Annotated in this window: 16 protein-coding genes and 1 pseudogene; 11 read left to right on the forward strand and 6 right to left on the reverse strand. The window is 63.0% G+C overall.

What is annotated here, in order from left to right; all coding sequences use genetic code 11:
- Positions 1 to 67: 67 nt before the first annotated feature.
- Positions 68 to 769 carry a UPF0149 family protein gene (locus IEV38_RS09765; protein WP_188395984.1) on the reverse strand — a complete coding sequence of 234 codons (702 nt, stop codon included), beginning with the start codon at positions 767 to 769 and terminating at the stop codon, positions 68 to 70.
- A gap of 101 nt (positions 770 to 870) precedes the next feature.
- Between IEV38_RS09765 and IEV38_RS09770 the strand changes: the two genes are divergently transcribed.
- Positions 871 to 1,866 carry a serine/threonine protein kinase gene (locus IEV38_RS09770; protein WP_188395985.1) on the forward strand — a complete coding sequence of 332 codons (996 nt, stop codon included), beginning with the start codon at positions 871 to 873 and terminating at the stop codon, positions 1,864 to 1,866.
- Here the strand turns inward: IEV38_RS09770 and IEV38_RS09775 are convergent, their stop codons facing one another.
- From IEV38_RS09775 to IEV38_RS09785, 3 genes are all read right to left on the reverse strand, one after another.
- On the reverse strand, positions 1,867 to 2,589 hold the full coding sequence (locus tag IEV38_RS09775; RefSeq protein WP_188395986.1) for a glutamine amidotransferase: 723 nt from the start codon (positions 2,587 to 2,589) through the stop codon (positions 1,867 to 1,869).
- A gap of 14 nt (positions 2,590 to 2,603) precedes the next feature.
- Positions 2,604 to 2,942, reverse strand: a complete 339-nt coding sequence (locus IEV38_RS09780) for a hypothetical protein (RefSeq protein WP_188395987.1) — start codon at positions 2,940 to 2,942, stop codon at positions 2,604 to 2,606.
- A gap of 79 nt (positions 2,943 to 3,021) precedes the next feature.
- Positions 3,022 to 3,375 carry an Hpt domain-containing protein gene (locus tag IEV38_RS09785; protein WP_188395988.1) on the reverse strand — a complete coding sequence of 118 codons (354 nt, stop codon included), beginning with the start codon at positions 3,373 to 3,375 and terminating at the stop codon, positions 3,022 to 3,024.
- 168 nt (positions 3,376 to 3,543) lie between these two features.
- On the opposite strand from IEV38_RS09785, the gene IEV38_RS09790 reads away from it, so the two are divergent.
- The 3 genes from IEV38_RS09790 (at position 3,544) to IEV38_RS09800 (ending at position 6,458) form a co-directional block, all read left to right on the forward strand.
- Positions 3,544 to 4,164 (forward strand): hypothetical protein, encoded by a 621-nt coding sequence (locus IEV38_RS09790; RefSeq protein WP_188395989.1) that lies wholly within the window; start codon positions 3,544 to 3,546, stop codon positions 4,162 to 4,164.
- Position 4,165: 1 nt separating this feature from the next.
- Positions 4,166 to 4,849: a hypothetical protein gene (locus tag IEV38_RS09795; protein WP_188395990.1), complete on the forward strand. Its 684-nt coding sequence runs from the start codon at positions 4,166 to 4,168 to the stop codon at positions 4,847 to 4,849.
- Positions 4,850 to 4,925: 76 nt separating this feature from the next.
- On the forward strand, positions 4,926 to 6,458 hold the full coding sequence (locus IEV38_RS09800) for a Dyp-type peroxidase (protein ID WP_188395991.1): 1,533 nt from the start codon (positions 4,926 to 4,928) through the stop codon (positions 6,456 to 6,458).
- 9 nt (positions 6,459 to 6,467) lie between these two features.
- On the opposite strand, the gene IEV38_RS09805 is transcribed toward IEV38_RS09800, so the two are convergent.
- The gene (locus IEV38_RS09805) at positions 6,468 to 7,478 is read right to left on the reverse strand and encodes a catalase family protein (protein WP_188395992.1); all 1,011 of its coding nucleotides are present in this window, start codon (positions 7,476 to 7,478) and stop codon (positions 6,468 to 6,470) included.
- A 183-nt stretch (positions 7,479 to 7,661) separates the two neighbouring features.
- Between IEV38_RS09805 and IEV38_RS09810 the strand changes: the two genes are divergently transcribed.
- The 6 genes from IEV38_RS09810 to IEV38_RS09835 all read left to right on the forward strand — a co-directional run bounded on the left by IEV38_RS09810 (position 7,662) and on the right by IEV38_RS09835 (position 18,239).
- Positions 7,662 to 12,743, forward strand: coding sequence for a trifunctional serine/threonine-protein kinase/ATP-binding protein/sensor histidine kinase (locus tag IEV38_RS09810; protein WP_229728963.1), 5,082 nt, complete (start codon positions 7,662 to 7,664; stop codon positions 12,741 to 12,743).
- Positions 12,740 to 14,848, forward strand: coding sequence for a response regulator (locus tag IEV38_RS09815; protein WP_229728964.1), 2,109 nt, complete (start codon positions 12,740 to 12,742; stop codon positions 14,846 to 14,848). Before IEV38_RS09810 ends, IEV38_RS09815 begins: the two co-directional genes overlap by 4 nt.
- 109 nt (positions 14,849 to 14,957) lie before the next feature.
- Positions 14,958 to 16,079 carry a nuclear transport factor 2 family protein gene (locus IEV38_RS09820; protein WP_188395993.1) on the forward strand — a complete coding sequence of 374 codons (1,122 nt, stop codon included), beginning with the start codon at positions 14,958 to 14,960 and terminating at the stop codon, positions 16,077 to 16,079.
- Between the two features lie 56 nt (positions 16,080 to 16,135).
- The gene (locus tag IEV38_RS09825) at positions 16,136 to 17,335 is read left to right on the forward strand and encodes a L,D-transpeptidase family protein (RefSeq protein WP_188395994.1); all 1,200 of its coding nucleotides are present in this window, start codon (positions 16,136 to 16,138) and stop codon (positions 17,333 to 17,335) included.
- A 159-nt stretch (positions 17,336 to 17,494) separates the two neighbouring features.
- Positions 17,495 to 17,866 (forward strand): YMGG-like glycine zipper-containing protein, encoded by a 372-nt coding sequence (locus IEV38_RS09830; protein WP_188395995.1) that lies wholly within the window; start codon positions 17,495 to 17,497, stop codon positions 17,864 to 17,866.
- An 85-nt stretch (positions 17,867 to 17,951) separates the two neighbouring features.
- Positions 17,952 to 18,239, forward strand: a complete 288-nt coding sequence (locus IEV38_RS09835) for a hypothetical protein (protein WP_188395996.1) — start codon at positions 17,952 to 17,954, stop codon at positions 18,237 to 18,239.
- A 234-nt stretch (positions 18,240 to 18,473) separates the two neighbouring features.
- Here the strand turns inward: IEV38_RS09835 and IEV38_RS09840 are convergent.
- Positions 18,474 to 19,371: pseudogene (locus IEV38_RS09840) on the reverse strand (oxidoreductase).
- 124 nt (positions 19,372 to 19,495) lie between these two features.
- Between IEV38_RS09840 and IEV38_RS09845 the strand changes: the two are divergent.
- Positions 19,496 to 20,428, forward strand: a complete 933-nt coding sequence (locus IEV38_RS09845; protein ID WP_188395997.1) for a LysR family transcriptional regulator — start codon at positions 19,496 to 19,498, stop codon at positions 20,426 to 20,428.
- Positions 20,429 to 20,445 lie beyond the last annotated feature (17 nt).

Raw genomic sequence — 20,445 nt, forward strand, 5'->3', positions numbered from 1 at the left:
GCCGTCCCGCGCAAGCCGGACGGCATTTTTGTTGAGGCGGGAACAGCCGTGCGGATCAGGCTTCGGTTCAGTCTTCCGCGCCGTCGGCCGCGCCGCAGCACTTCTTGAATTTCTTGCCGCTGCCGCAGGTGCAGGGATCGTTGCGGCCGGTCTTGGGCGCGTCGCGCTGCACGGTCTTTACCGACGACTTGCGGTGCGGCAGCCAGTAGCGGTGGATCTCCGGAATCGCCGACTCGATCTCGATGGCGAGCTTGTGCGCCTTGACCGGATCGTCAACCAGCGGCAGTTCCTCTTCCTCGATCTCCTCGGCGCCCAGCAGATAGATGGGGCGCATCAGCGCGGCAACATTCGAATCGTAGATCGGCGCCCACGCTTCGGCGCGCAGGTTCACGCCTTCGTTGAAGCCCCAGGCCCAGGCTTCGGCGTCGAGCACCGACTTGCCTTCCCATTCGTGTTCGCAGAACAGCGGTTCGTATTCCTTGGGCGCGACCTCGAGCGTGATGGCGATCTCGTTCATGAAGCGCGCGATCAGACCGACGACGCGTTCGTACTCCTTCTCGTTCTTGAAGCTCGGCGTTGCGGATTCGTCGGCGCCCCAGACGTGCGGCAGCCATTCGGCCAGCGGCACTTCCTCGGGGCCGATCGCGAGCGCGGTCAGAAAACCGTGCAGGGCATCCATCGCCATGCAGTCGTCGGCGGTGCGGTCGGAAAGCAGGAACTTGTCGAGTTCGGCGAATTCCTTGTCGGAAAGGGGCTGGTCGAGATGCATGGCGGAATCCGGGAAAGCGGTGAAGGGCGACAGTGTACCAGCCGCTGCCGACCGCAGGGCGATTGCGGACCTGCCATGCGGCCTGCACGTACAATGCCGGCATGTCTTCCTCTACCGCACCCGATTCCTTTTCCGCGCTGTCGCCCGACTGCGTGCTCGATGCGCTGCAAAGCGTTGGCCTCTACAGCGACGGCCGCCTGCTGGCGCTCAACAGCTACGAAAACCGCGTCTATCAGATCGGCATGGAAGACGGACCGCCGGTGGTGGCGAAGTTCTATCGCCCGCAACGCTGGAGCGACGCGGCGATCCTCGAGGAGCATGCGTTCACGCGCGAACTGGCGCAGGCCGAGATTCCGGTGGTGCCGGCGACGGTGCTCGACGATGGCCGCAGCCTGCATCAATTCGCAGGCTTCCGCTTTGCGGTGTTCGCGCGGCAGGGCGGGCGCGCCCCCGAACTCGACGATGCAGCCACGCTCGAATGGCTGGGCCGCTTCATCGGCCGCATCCACGCGGTCGGCATGCAGCGTCCGTTCGCGCATCGCCCGGCGCTGGATGCGGTGACCTTCGGCAGCGAGCCGCGCGCGTGGCTGTTGGAAAACGGATTCATCCCGGCCGATCTGCTCGATGCCTGGCGCAGCATCACTGCGCAGGCGCTGGCAGGCGTGCAGCGCTGCTACGAACGCGCAGGGGACGTACGTATGCTGCGCCTGCATGGCGACTGCCATGTCGGCAATGTGCTGTGGACCGATGCGGGGCCGCACTTCGTCGATTTCGACGACAGCCGCAGCGGTCCGGCGATCCAGGACCTGTGGATGCTGCTGTCGGGCGAGCGGCACGAGATGGTGCGGCAGTTGAGCGATCTGCTGGCCGGTTACGAGGATTTTGCCGAGTTCGATCCGCGCGAGCTGTACCTGATCGAGGCGCTGCGTACGCTGCGCCTGATCCATTATTCGGCCTGGCTGGCGCGGCGCTGGGACGATCCGGCCTTTCCCGTCGCCTTCCCGTGGTTCAACACGCAGCGCTACTGGCAGGACCGGATACTGGAATTGCGCGAACAGATCGCGCTGATGGACGAGGCGCCGCTGTGGCCGGTCTGATCAGGCCAGACGCCTTGCGCTGAACTTGCCGAATTCCCTCAGCACGTCGGCCGCGCAGCGTGTGTAGGCCAGTTGCGCCTTGAGCGCCGGCACGTCGGTGCCCGCGTGCGCCAGATCGTCGGCCAGATGGTCGATGTAGCCGCCCATCGCATGGTGGTCGAACTCCGGATGGAATTGCACGCCCCAGGTCGTCTCGCCGATGCGAAATGCGTGGTGCGGCTCGAAGCCGTTGCCCGCCAGCAGTACCGCATCCGGCGGCAGTCGGCGCACGCTCTGGCGATGGATGACGTGCGCCGCGAATTCTTCCGGCAGCCGCGCGAACAGCGGATCGGCAGTGGCCGCCTCGGTTCGCGTGACGCGTACCGAACCGATCTCGATGCCTTGCGGGTGGTAATCGACTTCGCCGCCGAGCGCATGCGCCAGCAACTGATGCCCATAGCAGATGCCGAGCAGCGGTACTTCCTGCGCCATCGCGTCGCGCAGCCAGACAGCCAGCCGTTCGCTCCACGGCGCGCGGTCGCTCACCATCGCATGCGAGCCGGTAACGATGGCGCCGGCAATGTCGGCCGGTGCGGGCAGCGGCGCACCGTGGCGCGGATCGATTACCTGCAGCGGCAGTTCGGTCTCGCACAGGCCGCGCGCGATCCAGTGTTCGAAGTCGCCGATGGTGTCGGCGAGCGCCGGAAAGGTATCGCCGACCTTGATGATGACGAGAGGCTTCATGCGGAATGCCAGAGTCAGATGCGTTGCGTCTGCTGCACGAGGGCGTCGAGACTGGCGATCACCTTGTCGGGCGAGGCATCGCTGTTGGCGTGCAGGACGGCGAATTCGATCGCGTCGTCGCGCCGGCCGGGAGCGAAGTAGCGCAGCAGGTAGTCGCCGTTTTCCGCGTGGCCGGTATTGCGCGCGTCATCGCGCGCCAGCCGCCGCGCGTACCAGACCGCATAGCCGTTGGATTCCTCGCAGCAGTAGATCTCGGCCGAGTGATGCGGCCCCAGCGGGAAGGCTTCGGGATCGGTATGCCAGATGGTCTTGCGCCACAGATGGTTCTTCTTGGATTCGGGAATCTGGTTCATGACGTTGTCGCGATGATTGAGCCGGTCCCGTATTGTGCACTGTTTGCCGTTTTGCAGCAGAGACGAACGTCAAGGGGTATCAGGCGTCGCCGATCATGTGCTGTAGCCTGGCCACGATCCGGCGGTGTTCGTCGCGGATCGCCTGCAGCCGCACGCCGGCCTGTTCGAGCCGGCCCTGCCGGGCATCGGTTTCCATCTCGCGGCAGTGGCTTGCCAGCAGCGTGGCGCCCAGCGATGCGGAACTGCCGCACAGGATGTGGCTGATCTTTTCGAGCGCCAGGCGGTCGGCAGTCTGCTCCGCTTCGTCCAGTGCGATCAGCCGCTTGGCGCTATCGGCCAGGAAGATACGCGCGATGGCATCGAATTCCTCGCCGAGCAGGGACTGAACGGTATCCAGTTCGTCGGCGTCGGGCGGAGCGGTGGACAGGGACATGGAAGACTTTCGATCGAAAGAAGGACAGGGCAGGCGGAACATGACACAAAGCCGATGACGGTGTAAACACCATGAACATGGTATTGCAATAAAACAATTTTTCTACTAGCCTCAGCCGCTTTCATTTATTGCCCGCCTTGGACTTGAGCGGACGAGGGAGATGATCGGATGTCCAACATCGCAGGCAAGGCCTACGCCATGAACGTGATCACGCCGATCCGCTGGTACATGACCTGGATCAACAAGGTGATCTTCTGGGTCGCGCAGAAGCGGCCCTCGACGCTTAAGGGATTGATGACGCTGTCGCTGATCCATTACGCGCGCTGGGTCATCATCGGCCGCAACCAGTTTCCGCACCTGTCGCCGCACCAGCCGAAGGAGAAGCTGCATTATTCGTACATGCTGTTCTTCAGCAATTTCAATGGCAGCTGGGCGCAGTACGTCGATTCCTTCACCTTCGCGATTCCGAGCGGGCTGGACCTGTTCTGGAAGTGGAACATCCGCTATCCGAAATCGGTGCCGCTGACTCCCTTCCATTCCTACATCCAGTCCAACCAGATCCAGACCGATCATTACTACACGGCCTATCCGTTGGCGTCGGCCAATGACGTCAAGGCGGCCAGCCGCGTGAAGGCGGCGCTCATCGATTTCGACGCGCGCTGCAGCGAGGCCGAGCCCGAGGAATTCATGAAGCAGTACAAGGCCCTGCTGCGCGGCCTGCAGCATGACCTCGGCGACATGCAGCCGACGCCGATCATCAGCCTGGCCGAGCAGGCGAAGGGGCACTGACATGGGCAATGTGAGCAACAAGGCCTATGCGCTGACCTGCCTGTCGCCGATCATGCAGGGCCATCACCATGGCACCGCCTACAGCGACGAGATACGGCGCCGGCTCCACCAGTGGGGGTTGCACGAGCAGAGCCCGATGGCGCGCGTGCCGCAGACCTACCTGACGCGCTTCTTCGTGCTGGACGACGTCTATTACGAAGCGCTGCCGGGCACCGATTTCGGCGGCACGCTGTATGACATCCTGGCGATCTTCTCGGACCGCTTCCGGCGCGCCGCGCTGCCGAAGGAAGACCACCTGCAGTCCAAGTACCTGGTCTGGTGCTGCAACCTGCATGGCGACCTGGACGACTATCTGCGCGGCATGTGGCAGGCGATCGGCAACGAGCTGCGCCAGCTCTGGGAATTCTGCTACGGCTTCGACCAGGTCAAGGGCGCCGACACCTTCATCCATTACATCCGCCAATGCCAGCTCGATGCCTCGCTGTTCTTCGTTGGTTCCAACGACGAGCCGCTCGAGGAGCAGTTGAAGGGGCTGTATCTGAAGCAGGAATTCTCGCGCTTCGCGGCCGAGCATCAGGGGGTGCCGGCGGCCGAACTGCAGCAGGCCTTCCGTGCCTTCATCGCGCGCGTGCAGCCGGCCGAACTCAAGGGGCCGAGCTGGCGGCCGGGCCAGTCGCGGCCGTGACGACACACGCCTCATTGCATCGCCCGCGCTTCATCGGCAATTCCATTCACCGACTTTCACCGCATCGAGGATCATCGTGACCAAACAGCTGGACCTGACGGATATCCAGGGAAATGTGCTGCGCTCATACGGCCGCGCCAGTTTTCCGCTGGCGCGCTACGTGTTCGTCAACATCCGCGACGGTGCGCGCGGCCGAGAGTTCATCGGCAAGGTGGCGAGCCGCGTCACCACCGCCGTGAGCTGGGGCGAGGGGCCGGACCCGGTGCAGAAGCCCATGCACACGCTGAACGTAGCATTCACCTATGCGGGACTGAAGGCGCTGGAATTGCCGCGCGCCTCGCTGATCGGTTTTCCGATGGAGTTCGTGATGGGCATGCGGCCGCGCGCCGACATTCTCGGCGACGACCGCCGCAGCGCACCGGAATTCTGGGACCCGATCTGGCGCAACAGCCGGCATCGCGACCGCGACAAGGACGTGCATGCATGGCTGGCGATCAATGCGCAGAATCCCGCTGCGCTGCACGACGGCTACACGCAGCTGCTGCAGCTGGTGCATGAAAGCGGCGGTGGCGTGCAGGTGCTGACCGGGCACCGCGGCAGCGGCGGCAGGGAAAACCTGGCCTACCAGGAAGTCCACGTCCTGCTCGAGGACGGCAAGCTGTCTCGCAAGGAACATTTCGGCTATACCGACGGCATCGGCGATCCGGTGTTCGAAGGCATGCCCTGCAAGCCGGAGCGCGTGGTGGGCCGCGGCAAGCAGATGGAGGATGGGAACTGGGCACCGCTGGCGACCGGCGAATTCATCCTTGGCCATCGCGACGAGGCGCAGGAATATCCGGTCGCGCCGTCGCCGCAGCTGCTGGCGCGCAACGGCACCTTCATGGTCTATCGCAAGCTGCACGAGAACGTCGGCAGCTTCAACCGGCTACTGGAAGAAGAGGGCGCGAAGTACCCGGGCGGCAAGGAGCTGCTGGCCGCCAAGTTCATCGGCCGCTGGCGCGACAATGGCGCGCCCATCGTGTCTGCGCCGGATGCCGACAGCAAGGCGGCGTGGGACGACCGCTTCAGCCGCGCCTCACCGCTGGACCGCGACCGCATGCTGAGCGGTTTCACCTTCGACGACGACATGCACGGTGCGAAGTGCCCGTTCAGTTCGCACCTGCGCCGCATCAACCCGCGCGCCTCGCTGGAATTCACCAAGGGCGCGTTCGACACGCCGGGCGCGCTCGCCAACCGGCGCCGTGTGCTGCGGCGCGGCCTACCTTACGGCGAGGTCGGCGATCCGTCGCGTGATGACGGCGAGCACGGCATCATCATCATGATGCTCAACGCCAGCATCAGCCGCCAGTTCGAGTTCGTGCAGCAGCAATGGATCAACTACGGCAACGATTTCCATGCGGCCAACGACAAGGAAATCATCCTCGGCAACCATGGCGACGACGACGCGCCGAGTCGCGCTGTGCTGCAGGTCGACCCCGACAGCGACGAGGCGCCCTACATTCTCAGGAAAATCCCGCGCCTGGTGGAAACGCGCGGCGGCGACTACTTCTTCGTGCCGAGCCTGACCGCGCTGCGCATGATCGCGCAGGGCATCGTCGATCCGACCTGATCGTCCGTTTCAGATATTCCAGTCGGTCGGTTCGCGGCGAGGGGTGTGATTGTAGTCGTGGCGAAACGCCGAGATGGCGTCATAGACGATCTTGCGCGCGCGGTTGATGCCGCCCAGGGGCCGGTGCGCGGGCAGCGAATGCCAGGGCGTGAAGGACAGGTTTTCGCCGAAGACGCGCTGCGCCTCGCTGTCGAATTCCTGCCGCGGGATGCGGATGGTGGCGATCTTGCGAAACGGCGATTCGGATTCCTTCCATTCCTTGCCCGGATCTTCGATCGGCATGCGCGTCGCATCGGTCTGCAGCTGTACGGTGAAGTCGAATACGGCATCCTCCCTGCCCAGCTGGGCCACCATGGCCTGGCGCAGGTAGTCGGGGCCGGGATCGGCGGGCAGGGTGGCGTCGGTGCGGTGCGGAATCGCCGAATACTTGACGGCGGTGGCGCCGAACAGATAGGGCGTGGTGCTCCAGTAGCGCATCTGCAGCGGATTGGCGAAGCGTTTCAGCGACTTGACGAGGTTCCAGACCACGCGCCAGTGCGTGCCGAAGAACCAGATTTTGGACCAGGTGCTGCCGCTGGTCATGGCCTCGATCATGGCGTCGAACTGAGCGACGTCACGCGTGACGAAGACGTTGGTGCTGATCAGGACGAAGTCCTGGGTGCGTTCATGCCTTTCGTGCTCCAGCAGCTTGTCGCCGGGCACGTCCATGAGCTTGATCGCCATGCCGCGGATGTCGCGTCCGCGGTCGGCCTGGATGGCGGCATCCTGGTTGGAAAAGCGTATCCAGGCCGGATAGATGCGCGGCTCGGCGAATATCCCTACGCGCAGTTCCGGCGCCAGATCGGGTTCGACGATGAATTCGGCGCGCACCAGGCCGTGCATCTTCGGATGCGCGTCGCGCCGCATGATGCCGGTCGGATGTTCGCGCACGATCTTGGCCTGCAGGCGGGCGGACAGGTCGCGTATGTGGGCAGCTTCCTCGGGCGGGACTTGTTCCCGGGCGAGTGGTTGATCGGTCATGGAGTTTGGTGGTCAGTGAAGTCGAATGCCGTTTTGCCAACGTTTCAGGCTATATTTATGGTTGCTCATACAGGCAGAACAGCCGAGGTTGCCAATGATTAACTGCAATGTCCCATTTTGCAAGGCCGGCGCATACCGGTACGTCGGCCACAAGTGAAACTGGAGCGTCAAATCAGCTTCCCCGTGAATACGGACTGGATGCCGGCCAAACATGCGGTGCAGCCGAAGACCGGCCTGCACCGCATGATGTTTTTCCGCGTCGGTCCGGATGCCGCCGGTGAAGGCAGCGACGGTCAGTTGCCGCCGGCCTACGATCTGGCCGGGGCGCTCGCGCTGTTCCTGTCTCTGATACGCGGCCTGCGCGAGGTGCACAAGCGTGTCGAGCTGCATCGCGCGTTGTGTCTGGCCAATCTGCGTGTCCGTCACGATGGACAGATCGAGTTTCGCGACGATGCGATGGTGCCGCTGGCCTATAGTTCGCCCGAACAGACCGGCCGCATGAACCGGCAGGTGGACTACCGCAGCGACTATTACTCGCTCGGCATCGTGCTCTACGAACTGCTGACAGGCCATCTGCCGTTCGAGTCAGACAGCGTGATGGAACTGGTCCACGCCCATATCGCCAAGAAGCCGCAGCCGCCGAGCCGCTTCAATCCGGTGATTCCCGAAGTGCTGTCGGACATCGTCCTCAAGCTGCTGGCCAAGAATGCCGAAGACCGCTACCAGAGTCTCGACGGCCTGCTGGCGGATGTTGACCGCTGTGCACGCGCCTTCGACGAGCATGGCGTCATCGAATCCTTTCCGCTGGCGCAGCACGACGTCTGCGACCGCCTGCAGATTTCACAAAAGCTCTATGGCCGCGAAAAGGAATACGCGAGCCTGATGAGCGTGTTCCGCAACGTGACCAAGGGCAAGGCCGAGCTGTTGCTGGTGACGGGGTATGCCGGCATCGGCAAGTCCTCGCTGGTCAACGAGATGCACAAGCCGGTGGTGGCGCATGGCGGCTATTTCATCTCGGGCAAGTTCGACCAGTTCAAGCGTTCGATTCCGTATTCGGCGATCAACCAGGCGCTGCGCGAACTGATGCGGCAGATTCTGACCGAAAGCGAGAGCCGGATCGCGCAGTGGCGCGGCAAGCTGCTCAAGGCGCTGGGACCCAACGGTCAGCTGATCATCGATGCGGTGCCGGAACTGGAGTTCGTGATCGGCAAGCAGCCGGCGATTACGCCGCTGGGCGCCACGCGCAACAGCTTCCATTACGTGATGCAGAACTTCGTCAGCGTGTTCGCGCATTCCGATCATCCGATCGTGCTGTTCCTCGACGATCTGCAATGGGCCGATGCCGCCTCGCTCAAGCTCATCAGCCTGCTGATGAAGAGTCTCGACAATCCGTCGCTGCTGCCGATCTGCGCCTACCGCAGCAACGAGGTCGATGTCTCGCACCCGCTCAGCGTGGTGTTCCACCAGATCGACAAGGAGGTGACGGTCACGCGGGTAGAGGTCAGCCCGCTCGACGAGAACAGCATCGCCGAACTGCTGGCCGATACCTTGCGGCGTGCCCAGGTGGAAGTGCTGCCGCTGGCCAATCTGATCTATCGCAAGACGCTCGGCAATCCGTTCTTCATCAACCAGTTCATCAAGAACCTGCATGTCGAGGACATGCTGAGTTTCGAGGACGGGCAGTGGCAATGGGACCTGCAGCGCATCCGCACGTCGGACATCACCGACAACGTGATCGACCTGTTGATGAAGGAACTGGCGCGCCTGCCGCAACCCACCCAGCGCCTGCTGACGGTGGCGGCGTGCATCGGCAGCCGTTTCGACCTGCAGACCCTGAGCATCGTCAGCGAGAAGAGCGAGGAGGCAATCCGCGCCCTGCTGCAGGATGCGATACAGGCCGGTCTGATCCAGCCGTCCGAGACCAAGGTGGCGGCGTCAACCGTGGTGTCGTATTCCTACCAGTTCCTGCACGACCGCGTGCAGCAGGCGGCCTACGAAAGTACGGCGCGCGAGGAGACCGACGCCATCCATCTGCAGATCGGTCGCCTGCTGATGAACAGCGTGTCGCAGGCCGAGAAGGAAGAGTTCATCTTCGATATCGTCGATCATCTGAATCGCGGCCGCAGCCTTCTTGAGGAACAGAAGCAGCGTGACGATCTCGCCTGGCTCAACCTTGCCGCCGCCAGACGGGCACGCAAGTCGGCGGCAATGGACGTGCATCGCGAATGCGTCGAGATCGCGCGCGAACTCGGGGCCGTGCAGAACTGGCAGGACAAGCATGAATTCATGCACGAGCTGTACATGGAGCTCATCAATGCCGCCTTCGCGCAGGCCGATTATCGGGAGATGGAACGTCTGTGCCAGCTCGTCTGCGACAACAGCACCACACCGCAGGAAATCATCGCCGCCAAGGATTATCTGATCCGCTGTTATGGCGCGATCTACAAGCCCAAGGAATTGATGGAGACCGGCATCGAGATGATGCAGATCGCCGGAATCAGCGTGCCGTCCAATCTGAACGAGCGGCATATTCGCATCGCACGTCTGCGGCTGGCGCTGGCGATGCGCGGGCGGGACCCGCTGTCGCTGGCCGAACTGCCGGCGGCCGAGGACCCGCAGTACCTGCTGCAGGTGCAGGCGACGATGGCCTTCCTCGGCTACGGCTTCACCTATCTGGCTGGTTCCAACGTGGTGCTGTGGCTGGCGCTGGAGATCGTGCGGCGCTCGATCCGCCATGGTTCGTCGCCGCTGAGCGCGTATGCGTATGCGGTATGGGGACGCACGCTGGCCGGCAAGTACGGGCGTGTCGAGGAGGGCTACAAGTTCGGCAAGGTGTCGTCGCTGCTCGGCGGCGACAAGCCGCTGCTGGGGGCGGTCGGCATCTTCCACGGCATCATCCGCCATCGCCGCGAGCATCTGCGGCTGTCGCTCGAACCGCTGATGGATACCTATGTCAAGGCGATGGAAACCGGCGACCGGCCGGGTGCGATGGTGGCGCTGTCGTTCTCGGATTCGATCCGCTTCCAGTCCGGCTGCAACGTGCGCGAAGGCCTGACGATGATCCGCAAGGACATCGACGTCTATCGCAAGATGGATTACGCGGCACTGCTCGGCGTGATGATTCCATGGGCGTTGCTGTATGCGCGGCTGGTCGGCGAGTCGGTTGCCGACATCACCCAGGGACGCACGCACGAAGATTACGTGATGGCGCGCCGTGCTTCGGCCGATCCGTGGGGCATCTTCTATGTCCGTGCGATCCAGGCCATCGGCGAATGCTATTTCGGCGAATACGTGGAGGCGCGCGCGCATGCCGCCGAGGCGCTGGCGCTGCCGGGCTTCGATTTCGGCACCCCATCATCGGGCTTCCTGATGTGGGTGCATTCGCTGGCGGATATTGCGGTCTGCCGCGGAACGAAACAGCATGTGGCGGCCACTCTGCAGAACGTCGGCGCGATGCAGCGGCGTTTCAGGGTATGGGCCGACCATGCGCCGATGAATTATCTGCACAAGTGGCAGCTGGTCGAGGCAGAACGCCATCATCTGGCCGGCAGGCACCGCAAGGCCGAGCAATGTTACGAAGAATCGATCAATACCGCGCGCAGTTACGGTTATCTGAGCGACGAGGCGCTGGCCCATGAGCTTGCCGGCCGGTTCTTTCTCGCGCGCGGCAAGGAAATCAACGCGCGCATGCATCTGGAACAGGCGCATGCGCGCTACGGCGAGTGGGGCGCGGACGGCAAGGTGGCGCAGATGGAGGCCATGTATCCGGCATTGCTGGCAAGGGTGAGCGGACGCAAGCGCTCCGTTCATGCGCTCGACAGCACGCAGGAAAGGCAGGTCGATGTGCAGACCGTGATCCGCGCCTCTCAGACGTTGTCGAGCGAGATCCATCTCGACAAGTTGCTGTCAAGGCTCATGCACCTGCTGATCGAGAACGCCGGCGCGCAGAAGGGCGCGCTGCTGATGATGGAGCATGGCCGCCTGTTCGTCTGTGCAGAAATCAATGGCGACGCGATCGAGGTCGGGCAGGACGTGGCGCTCGAGAAGAGCCGCAGCGTCAGCCTGGCCGTGGTCAACTACGTCAAGCGCACCGGCGAGCGCGTGGTGCTTGGCGACGCCGCCAACGACAGCCAGTTCAACAGCGATTTCTATATCGACCGCGAGCAGCCCAAATCGATTCTTTGTCTGCCGCTGCAGAAACAGGGGCAACTGGTCGGCATCCTGTACATGGAAAACAATCTGGCGGTCGATGCCTTCACGCCGCACCATGCGGAACTGCTGCAGATGCTGTCGACGCAGATCGCGATCTCTCTCGAAAATGCGGGCCTCTACAACGATCTCGAGCAGAAGATCGAGGCGCGCACGCAAGCCTTGAGCCAGAAAAACACCGAGCTGCGCGAAACGCTGGAGTCGCTGCGGCGCACGCAGAAGCAGCTGGTCGAATCGGCCAAGCTGGCTTCGCTCGGCCAACTGGTGGCGGGTGTTGCGCACGAGATCAATACGCCGGTCGGTGTCGGCGTGACGGGTGCCTCGACGCTGGCGGAAGAAACGGCGCGCCTGAAGGCGCTGTTCCACGCCGGCACCATGAAGCGCTCCGATCTCGATTCCTACGTCGGCACGGCCGGCAACATCAGCAAGCTGCTGCTGTCGAACATGGAGCGCGCCGCCACCCTTATCCAGAGCTTCAAGGACGTGGCGGTCGACCAGACCAGCGAAGAGCGTCGCGTGTTCCGTCTCAAGGCTTACATCGACGAGGTGCTGTCCAACCTTAGCCCGATGCTGCGGCGTTCCGAACACCGGATCAGCGTCAACTGCGACGACAGCATCGAGGTCGACACCTATCCGGGCGCGTTCTCACAGATCATCACCAACTTCGTCATGAACGCGCTGCTGCACGCGTTTCCTGATCCCGCATCGGGCGAGATGCTGATCGTGGTGCGCAATGTCTATGCGAAGGATCAGAAGACGGACCTGATCGAATTGCGCTTCTCGGACAACGGCAAGGGCATTCCGCGCGAGCATCTGGCGCGCATCTTCGATCCCTTCTTCACCACCACGCGCGGCCGTGGCGGCAGCGGACTCGGCCTGAACATCATCCACAGCCTGGTGACCGGGCCGCTGCAGGGGCAGATCAGTGTCGAAAGCCAGCTTGGCGTGGGTACTACCTTCATCCTGCGTTTTCCGCGCAGTCCGCAAGACCTCGATGAAGGAACCGGCCAGACTGCATCGTCCGCATCGGCAGCACGGCACAGCCGGGGGGCATGATGCTGGATGACTTCCTGTTTGCTCCGGAAGGAGAGTCGGCGCCAGCCGAGGCGATTGGCACGTGGAAGATTCTGATCGTTGATGACGAGGAAGAGGTGCATCAGGTCACGCGCATCGCGCTGGCGGATGTGGTCTTCAAGAACCGCCGGCTCGAGTTTCTGCATGCCTATTCCGCACAGCAGGCGCGCTCGATCATGGCCGACGATGACGGCATCGCGATCATCCTGCTCGACGTGGTGATGGAAGAGGAGGACGCGGGACTGCAACTGGTGCGCCACATCCGCGAACAACTGCTCAATCGGCGCGTGCGCATCGTATTGCGCACCGGTCAGCCGGGACAGGCGCCCGAACGCGACGTCGTGATCGATTACGACATCAACGACTACAAGACCAAGACCGAACTGACGAGGCAGAAGCTGCTGACCTGCGTGATTTCGGCATTGCGCTCGCATGACGACATCGTTTCGCTCGAGCGGGCGCGCGACGGTCTGGAAGACGTCATCGACGCCGCCGGTTCGCTGCTGCAGGCAGTGTCGGAAACCGAATTTGCGGAAACCGTCCTGCAACAGCTGAGCCTGCTGCTGAGGCAGCCTGTCGGCGGTCTGCTGGCGCGTCGGTCGATTGACGATAACGAGGTGATTGCCGTGGCGTGTGCCGACGCGGCGGGGCCGACCTTGCAGCAGATGCAGGCAGCCGGACGCGTGCTGGACGCACGCTGCCATATCGAGGACGACGATCATTTGTGCCTCTATATCCGTGGCGAGCGCGGCGCTGGCGATTACGCGGCATGGTTACCGATGACGCGTGGCTTGTCGGCGCTGGAGCGGCAGCTCATCGAGGTGTTGTGTGCCAATATCAGTGCGGGCCTGGCCAATGTGCGGCTGTATGATTCGCTGAAGACGCTGAGCAGGAATCTCGAGAATCTGGTCGATGAGCGCACGCGCGCGCTGCGGCAGGCCAAGGACGAAGCGGAACTCGCCAATCGCGCCAAGTCGGAATTCCTCGCCGTGATGAGCCACGAGATCCGTACGCCGATGAACGGCATGCTCGGCATGATGCAGCTGGCGCTGGCGGAAGCCACGCATCCCTTGCAGCGTGAACATCTGGAGACGGCGCAGTATTCGGCCGAGGCGCTGCTCACGATCCTCAACGATATCCTCGATTATTCGCGGCTCGAATCGGGCAATATCGAGTTCGAGAACATCGATTTCGATGTCATCAAGACGACGGACAGCGTGGTCAATCTGATGCGCTCGCGTACTCCGCACGCGGCACTGGAATTCGGCGCCGACTATTCGCCCGATCTGGTGCGGCAACTGCAGGGCGACGACATGCGCCTGCGGCAGATATTGCTGAATCTGGTCAGCAATGCGCTCAAGTTCACGGAACGCGGATCGGTGCAGATCAGGGTCGAGCAATTGCAGCGCGAAAGCGATCGCATCCGCCTGCGGTTTTCGGTCATCGACAGCGGCATCGGCATTGCGCCGGAAGCGCAGGCGTTGCTGTTCCGCTCGTTCTCGCAGGCCGACAGTTCGATCTCGCGCCGTTTCGGCGGCACCGGACTCGGGCTGTCGATCTGCAAGAAGCTGGTCGAAATGCAAGGTGGGCGAATCGGCGTGGAGAGCACCCTGGGTGTCGGCAGCCGTTTCTGGTTCGAACTGGACTTTGCCGCGGCCAGTGGGTCGCCGCTCGCGGCCACGGCGATGCCGCAGCCGGCATCGGCCGAGCAGCGCGGATTGCATATCCTGCTGGCCGAGGACAATGAGATCAATCAGAAGGTCGCCATGGCGCTGCTCGGCAAGGCTGGTCATACGGTCGAAGTGGCGGCCAATGGCGTGCAGGCCGTGGCCGCCTTGCGTGACCGTTCCTTCGACGTCGTGTTGATGGACATGCACATGCCGGAGATGGACGGCGTGGCGGCGACTCGCGCCATACGCAGCCTGCCTGCGCCGGCGTCGCAGACGCCGATCGTGGCATTGACCGCAGCCGGGTCGTTGTCGGATATCCAGGCCTGCATGGATGCCGGCATGAATTATTTCCTCGTCAAGCCTTTCCGCATGGAGCGCCTGAGCGGCATCCTGCAGGAGTTGCCTGTCCGTCATTGAAACCGCTTGTCCAGGCGGATTCCCCGCCTGTTTGCGTTGGGCTGTGGCAATGGTTTGTCGTACACTATCGCCAGTGCGCAATCCACCCCTCATCTCTACAGGAAAGAACATGCCCCTGCGTTCGTCATCGCCTCTGCGTTTTCACCGGATGTATCGTCCGTTCGTGTTGATCGGCATGGCGGCGGCAATGTACATGACGCCGGTGGCGGCCGATGAATTGTCGGACGTGTCGCAATTGTTGCGCGCGGGACAGCACACGGCCGCGCTGAACAAGGCTGATGCCTTCCTCAAGCAGAACCCGCGTGAACCACAGATGCGTTTTCTGAAGGGCGTGATCCTGACCGAGCAGAACAAGAAGACCGAGGCCATCGATGTGTTCACGCGACTGACGAAGGATTATCCGACGCTGCCGGAGCCATACAACAATCTCGCTGTGCTGTATGCATCGGCGGGCGAATATGAAAAGGCACGCGCGGCGCTGGATCAGGCGATCCGCACCAATCCGGCCTACGCGACTGCCTACGAGAATCTCGGCGATGTGCACGCCAAGCTGGCAAGCCAGGCGTACGACAAGGCGCTGCAGCTCGATCGCAACAACAATGCCGCACAATCGAAGCTGACCATGGTGCGCACGCTGGTTGGCAGCACTGCTTTGCCGCCGGTCGCTGCGGCGTCACCTGCGCCGGAGCCAGCGCCTGCACCAGCGCGGCCGGTGCCGCCACCGGTGGTGCCGGATGTCAAGCCACGCCAGCCTGCGGTTGAGGCGGTGCCCTCGCCGACAGTCGTGGCAGAACGCAAGCCGGAACCGGCACCGGTACCGCCGCCGGTTCGCCCGGCAGAGGAAGACAAGCGCCGGGCCGAACAGGAAAAAGCCAGGGCTGCAGCAGATGCGACACGCAGCGAGGTGTTGCGTGCGGTTGACTCGTGGGCCAGGGCATGGAGCGCGCGCGACGTCGGCGCTTATCTCAATGCCTATGCCAGGGATTTTGCGCTGCCGGCCGGTCAGTCGCGCAAGGTCTGGGAAGCCGAGCGTCGCGCACGCATCGAGGACAAGAAACGCATCAGTGTGCAGATTGTCGCGCCGCAGGTCGCCGTCAATGGCGATACCGCTACCGTGCGTTTTCGCCAGAATTACGATTCCGACCGCTTCAAGTCGGATAGCCGCAAGACGCTGGTGCTGAAGAAACAGGGCAGCGCATGGCGCATTCAACAGGAACGCACAGGTAATTGATGGTCGTGGCACAGCAAGGAAAAATGCAGGGGCGATATCGGCGACTCGCGCCGTGGATGGCAGCAGGTATTGTTCTGCTCGCCAGTGCCGCCCCTTCGTTTTCGCTGGCGAGCGGTACCAAGCCGGGCGTGCCGACGCGGCAGGATCCCGAGCTGATGCTGATCGATGTGTATGAAGCCCTGTCGGAGAACCGGTTGCGCGAAGCACAGTCGCGTGCCGACGCGCTGGTGGCGGCCTATCCGAATTTCCGTCTCGGTCATCTGGTGCGCGGCGATCTGCTGTTGCTGTACACGCAAGCGATCCGCACCTTTGGCGCGGCAGCCAACGCACCTGCCGAGAACATGGCGGCGTTGCGCGCCGAGGCGATGGTTCGCCTGAAGTCGCTGCGCGAACGGCCCGACCCTGCGCTGGTGCCGCAAGCGCTCTTGCAACTGCGTCCTGAACAGAAGAACGCGCTGCTGGTCGATGCCAGACGCTCGCGTCTGTATGTCTATGAGCGCGACAAGGACGATCGTTTCCGCCTGGTGCGCGACTATTACGTGAGCCAGGGCAAGCTGGGCGTCGATAAATTCCGCGAAGGCGACCAGAAGACGCCACTCGGCATTTATTACATCACCTCGCGTGTGCCTGGCCCCAAGCTGCCCGCGTTTTATGGCCCCGGCGCGCTGCCGATCAACTATCCGAACGAATGGGACCGCGTCAACGATCGCGGCGGCTCGGGCATCTGGTTCCACGGCACGCCGCCCGACAGCTACAGCCGGCCGCCATTGTCGTCGGACGGCTGCATCGTCTTGCCCAATCCCGACATGATCGAACTGTCGGCCACGGTCGAGGTCGGCATGACGCCGGTGATCATCAGCGAACAGCTGAAGTTCGTCACGCCTGCCAAGGCGGAAGCCGAGCGCGTGGCGGCCAATCGCCTGCTGGAAGCATGGCGCGCCGATCTCGAGACCACCGATCCGCACAAGTTGCGCGCGCACTACTCGCAGCATTTCAAGGCCATGCGTGGGCAGAATCTCGACGCCTGGATGACACGCATCCAGTCTGCCAATCTGGGCGCGCGTCAGATCGCGGTCAGCCTGCGCGACGTATCCCTGTTCCGTTACCCGGAGCAGAAAGGGCAGAAGGAAATGATCGTCGCTGCCTTCACGCAGGAGGCCGTGATCGGCAAGGGCCGGCATGTCACGCGCAAGCGCCAGTACTGGGCACAGGAAGGCGGGCAATGGAAGATCGTGTCGGAAGCGAACATCCAGTAACGGGTGTTGTCATGCAGGCATTGTCTTCTTGACGATTTCCTTACAATTGTAAAAGTCTATTTCTCCGCGTGGCTTCACCGGCCGCGACCTCTATATTGATTCCATGCCGTCGTGAGATCTGCCGATTCCCGGCGATGTGCGGCAACCAAGGAGTCGATCATGTCCCACAAAAAATGGATTGCCGTTGCATTGCTGGCCACGGCCGCAATTTCGACCACCGCATCGGCGGACAACCGTGGTGTCAATACGGCGGTCGGCGCGGTACTCGGTGCCGTGATCGGCAACACGGTGGGCGGTCAGGAAGGTGCCGTGGTTGGCGGCGTGCTCGGCGCGGTGGTAGGTGCCACGGCTTCGTCGGGACGCAATGATCGCCGCTACGCATCGCGTCCGCGCGGCGGGTATCGCCAGCCTGTCTATTATCAGCCGGCGCCACGCGGTTATGCCTATGGCCACGACTATCGCGGCGGCCATTACCACGATGCGCGCCGCGTCGGCTATCAGCGCTACGAGCGTGAATACTATCGTCGCTGATCCGGTTCGTCTTGCCGCATGCACCTGACGGCATCGACCGTCATCCCGGTTCGACGAGCGAGCGCTTTCATTGAAAGGTCGCATCATGAATACTTCCATTTCCCGCATCGCGACGCGTTTCGTTCTGCCCGTGCTGGCTGTGGGCATACTGGGCGGATGCGCGGTCGTGCCGTATGACGATGGCTACTACGGCAGTACTTCCTACAGCAGCTCGGTGTATGTGAGCCCGGCGCCGGTCTATGTGGCGCCGCACTTCGGTGTGCATTATCGTTCGGGCCCGCGCTACTATCCGCGTCACTATCAGCCGCACCGTCCGTACCGGCCGGGGCCGAGACACCATCATCCCCGTCCGCGTCCGGGATGGCACCGCTGACCTTCCAGGGCTGACCATGAAAAATGTCCGCCGTCAAGTTCTTTGTGAAGCTATGCAGCGGCGTGAAAGGTATTTCAGGTCAAAAGGTTAGGTCTGATTTCGACCACTGTTTGCCGTTGCCGCTTTTCGAGCCAGGTGCTGCATAGGCGCTTCGCGCTGGCAAGCCCAGAAGTATTGCGGAGCGCCAAGTCACACCTGATCTGTCCGGAGGGGCGGGGCAAGCCCAAATGCACCTTAGCCTGGGCCGTCGCTCGCAGCCGCGAGCAGCGGCACCAGGATGTCGCTGATCGGCGTCGGAACGCCATGAACCCGGCCGAGACGCGCGATGATGCCATTGCGGATATCCCATTCCAGCGGCCGGCCTGCTTCCCGATCCGTGAGGATGGAGGTGCCCATGTCCGCAGGGGCCGACTGGAATTTTCCGAGGATCTCTTGCGGCACTTCCACACCGAGTTCAATGCCCTCTGCGTTTGCCACGGCCAGGCATTCGCGCAAATAGGCCAGCGCCAGCCCGGCGATGTCAGCGCGGACGAACATACCCGAGCGACGGTGCGTGAGTGCCATGAGGCCCGCCGCCGCGTTTTGCAACAGCTTGCGCCAGGCCAGGGTACTGAAGTTTTCGGCCAAGTCCACGGCGCACCGCGTGCCTTGCAGTGCCTGGGCCACGACACGCGCGGCAGCCGTGTCTGGCAGAGTCAGGCGCGCCTCGCCGCGCAGGCGGACCGAGCCATCGGATTGCGCCTGCGCAGGAAACCACACGACAGCGGGAACGATGTGTCCGCGTGGCGCTTGCGAGCGAACTCTGTCAACCTGTTCGATCCCGTTCTGCAAAACGCACACGACGGTTTGCTGCCCGACCAGCACGGTCAGCCAGCCTGCCGCCGCCTCGATCTGCGTGGCCTTGACTGCCAGAAACACAAGATCAGCCGTGTGAGTGATCTGCTTTGGGCTCGTCCGAACCAGGCCGGGGGACGGTCATGGAGCGGCCATCCTCCTGCAGCGCCAGGTGATCGCGGGGCGTCCGTCCACACAGCACGGGCGTACGGCCGACCTCATGCAGCATCGCCGCGACCGTGGTGCCGATCGCACCGGGGCCCACAACTGCGACGGCCATGTTGATTTCAGTGTTCATGAAAGTGGATTCCCTTGACGGTTATCTCTTCTTGGTGGGGCGAAAGATCGCTTTCCAATGAGTGCTTCTTGCGCTATCCAGAAGAATATATGATTGCATCAAGGTAAATCATAAGAGGCCAACCATGTCGCGTCCCGACCTCAATCTCCTACTGGCGCTGGATGCACTGCTCGACGAGGGCAGCGTCATCGGTGCCGCGCGCCGCATGCATCTGAGCGCGCCGGCAATGAGCCGCACATTGAGCCGCATCCGGGAGGCGCTGGGCGATCCGGTGTTCGTCCAGGTCGGACGCAAGCTCATACCCACGCCCAGGGCGCTGGCGCTGCGCGAGCAGGTGCGGCTGGCGGTCGAACAGGCTTCGCAGGTGTTCGCTTCAGATGCCGAGATTGATCTGAAATCGCTGGATCGGCGTTTCAACGTCCGCGCCACCGACGAGTTCGTGAGCATCCATCTGGGCCATCTCCTGGATGCCATGGCGCGGGAGATGCCGCGGGCGATGCTGCGCTTTTCGCCGGAGGAAGACGACGTGGACGAGGAGGCGCTGCGCAGCGGCCGCATCGACCTGTTCATCAGCGCATCGCGCAAGCTGGGGCCGGAGATTCGCGTGCAGTCCCTGTTCACCACCACGTTCGTGGGCGTCGCGCGCGCCAACCATCCGATTTTCGATGACGAGATCACACCCGAGCGCCTCACGCGCTGGGAGCACATCAACGTGTCGCGGCGTGGCAAGGCCGCCGGGCCGGTCGATGCCGCACTGGAGGCGCAGGGGCTGCGCCGACACGTCGCCTTGGTACTGCCCAATCCGTACACGGCACTGTTCGCATTGCACGATTCGGATCTGCTGTTGCCGTTGCCCCAGCATTTGGCCAATACCGCGCTGTCCGCGGGCCTGCGTATTCGCGTGTTCGACTTGCCGACACCGCTGGAAACCGTGCTGCTGACACAAGCCTGGCACCCGCGTCTGGAGGGCGACCCGGCCCATCAATGGCTGCGACAGACCATCCATACGCTCTGTAATGAGAGCCAAGCGCAAGCGGCCATGCGCGCCAAGCTTTAACTAGGCGACTGGCTCTA

Origin of the sequence: Oxalicibacterium flavum (assembly GCF_014635065.1) — a bacterium.
GTDB classification, from domain to species: domain Bacteria; phylum Pseudomonadota; class Gammaproteobacteria; order Burkholderiales; family Burkholderiaceae_D; genus Oxalicibacterium; species Oxalicibacterium flavum.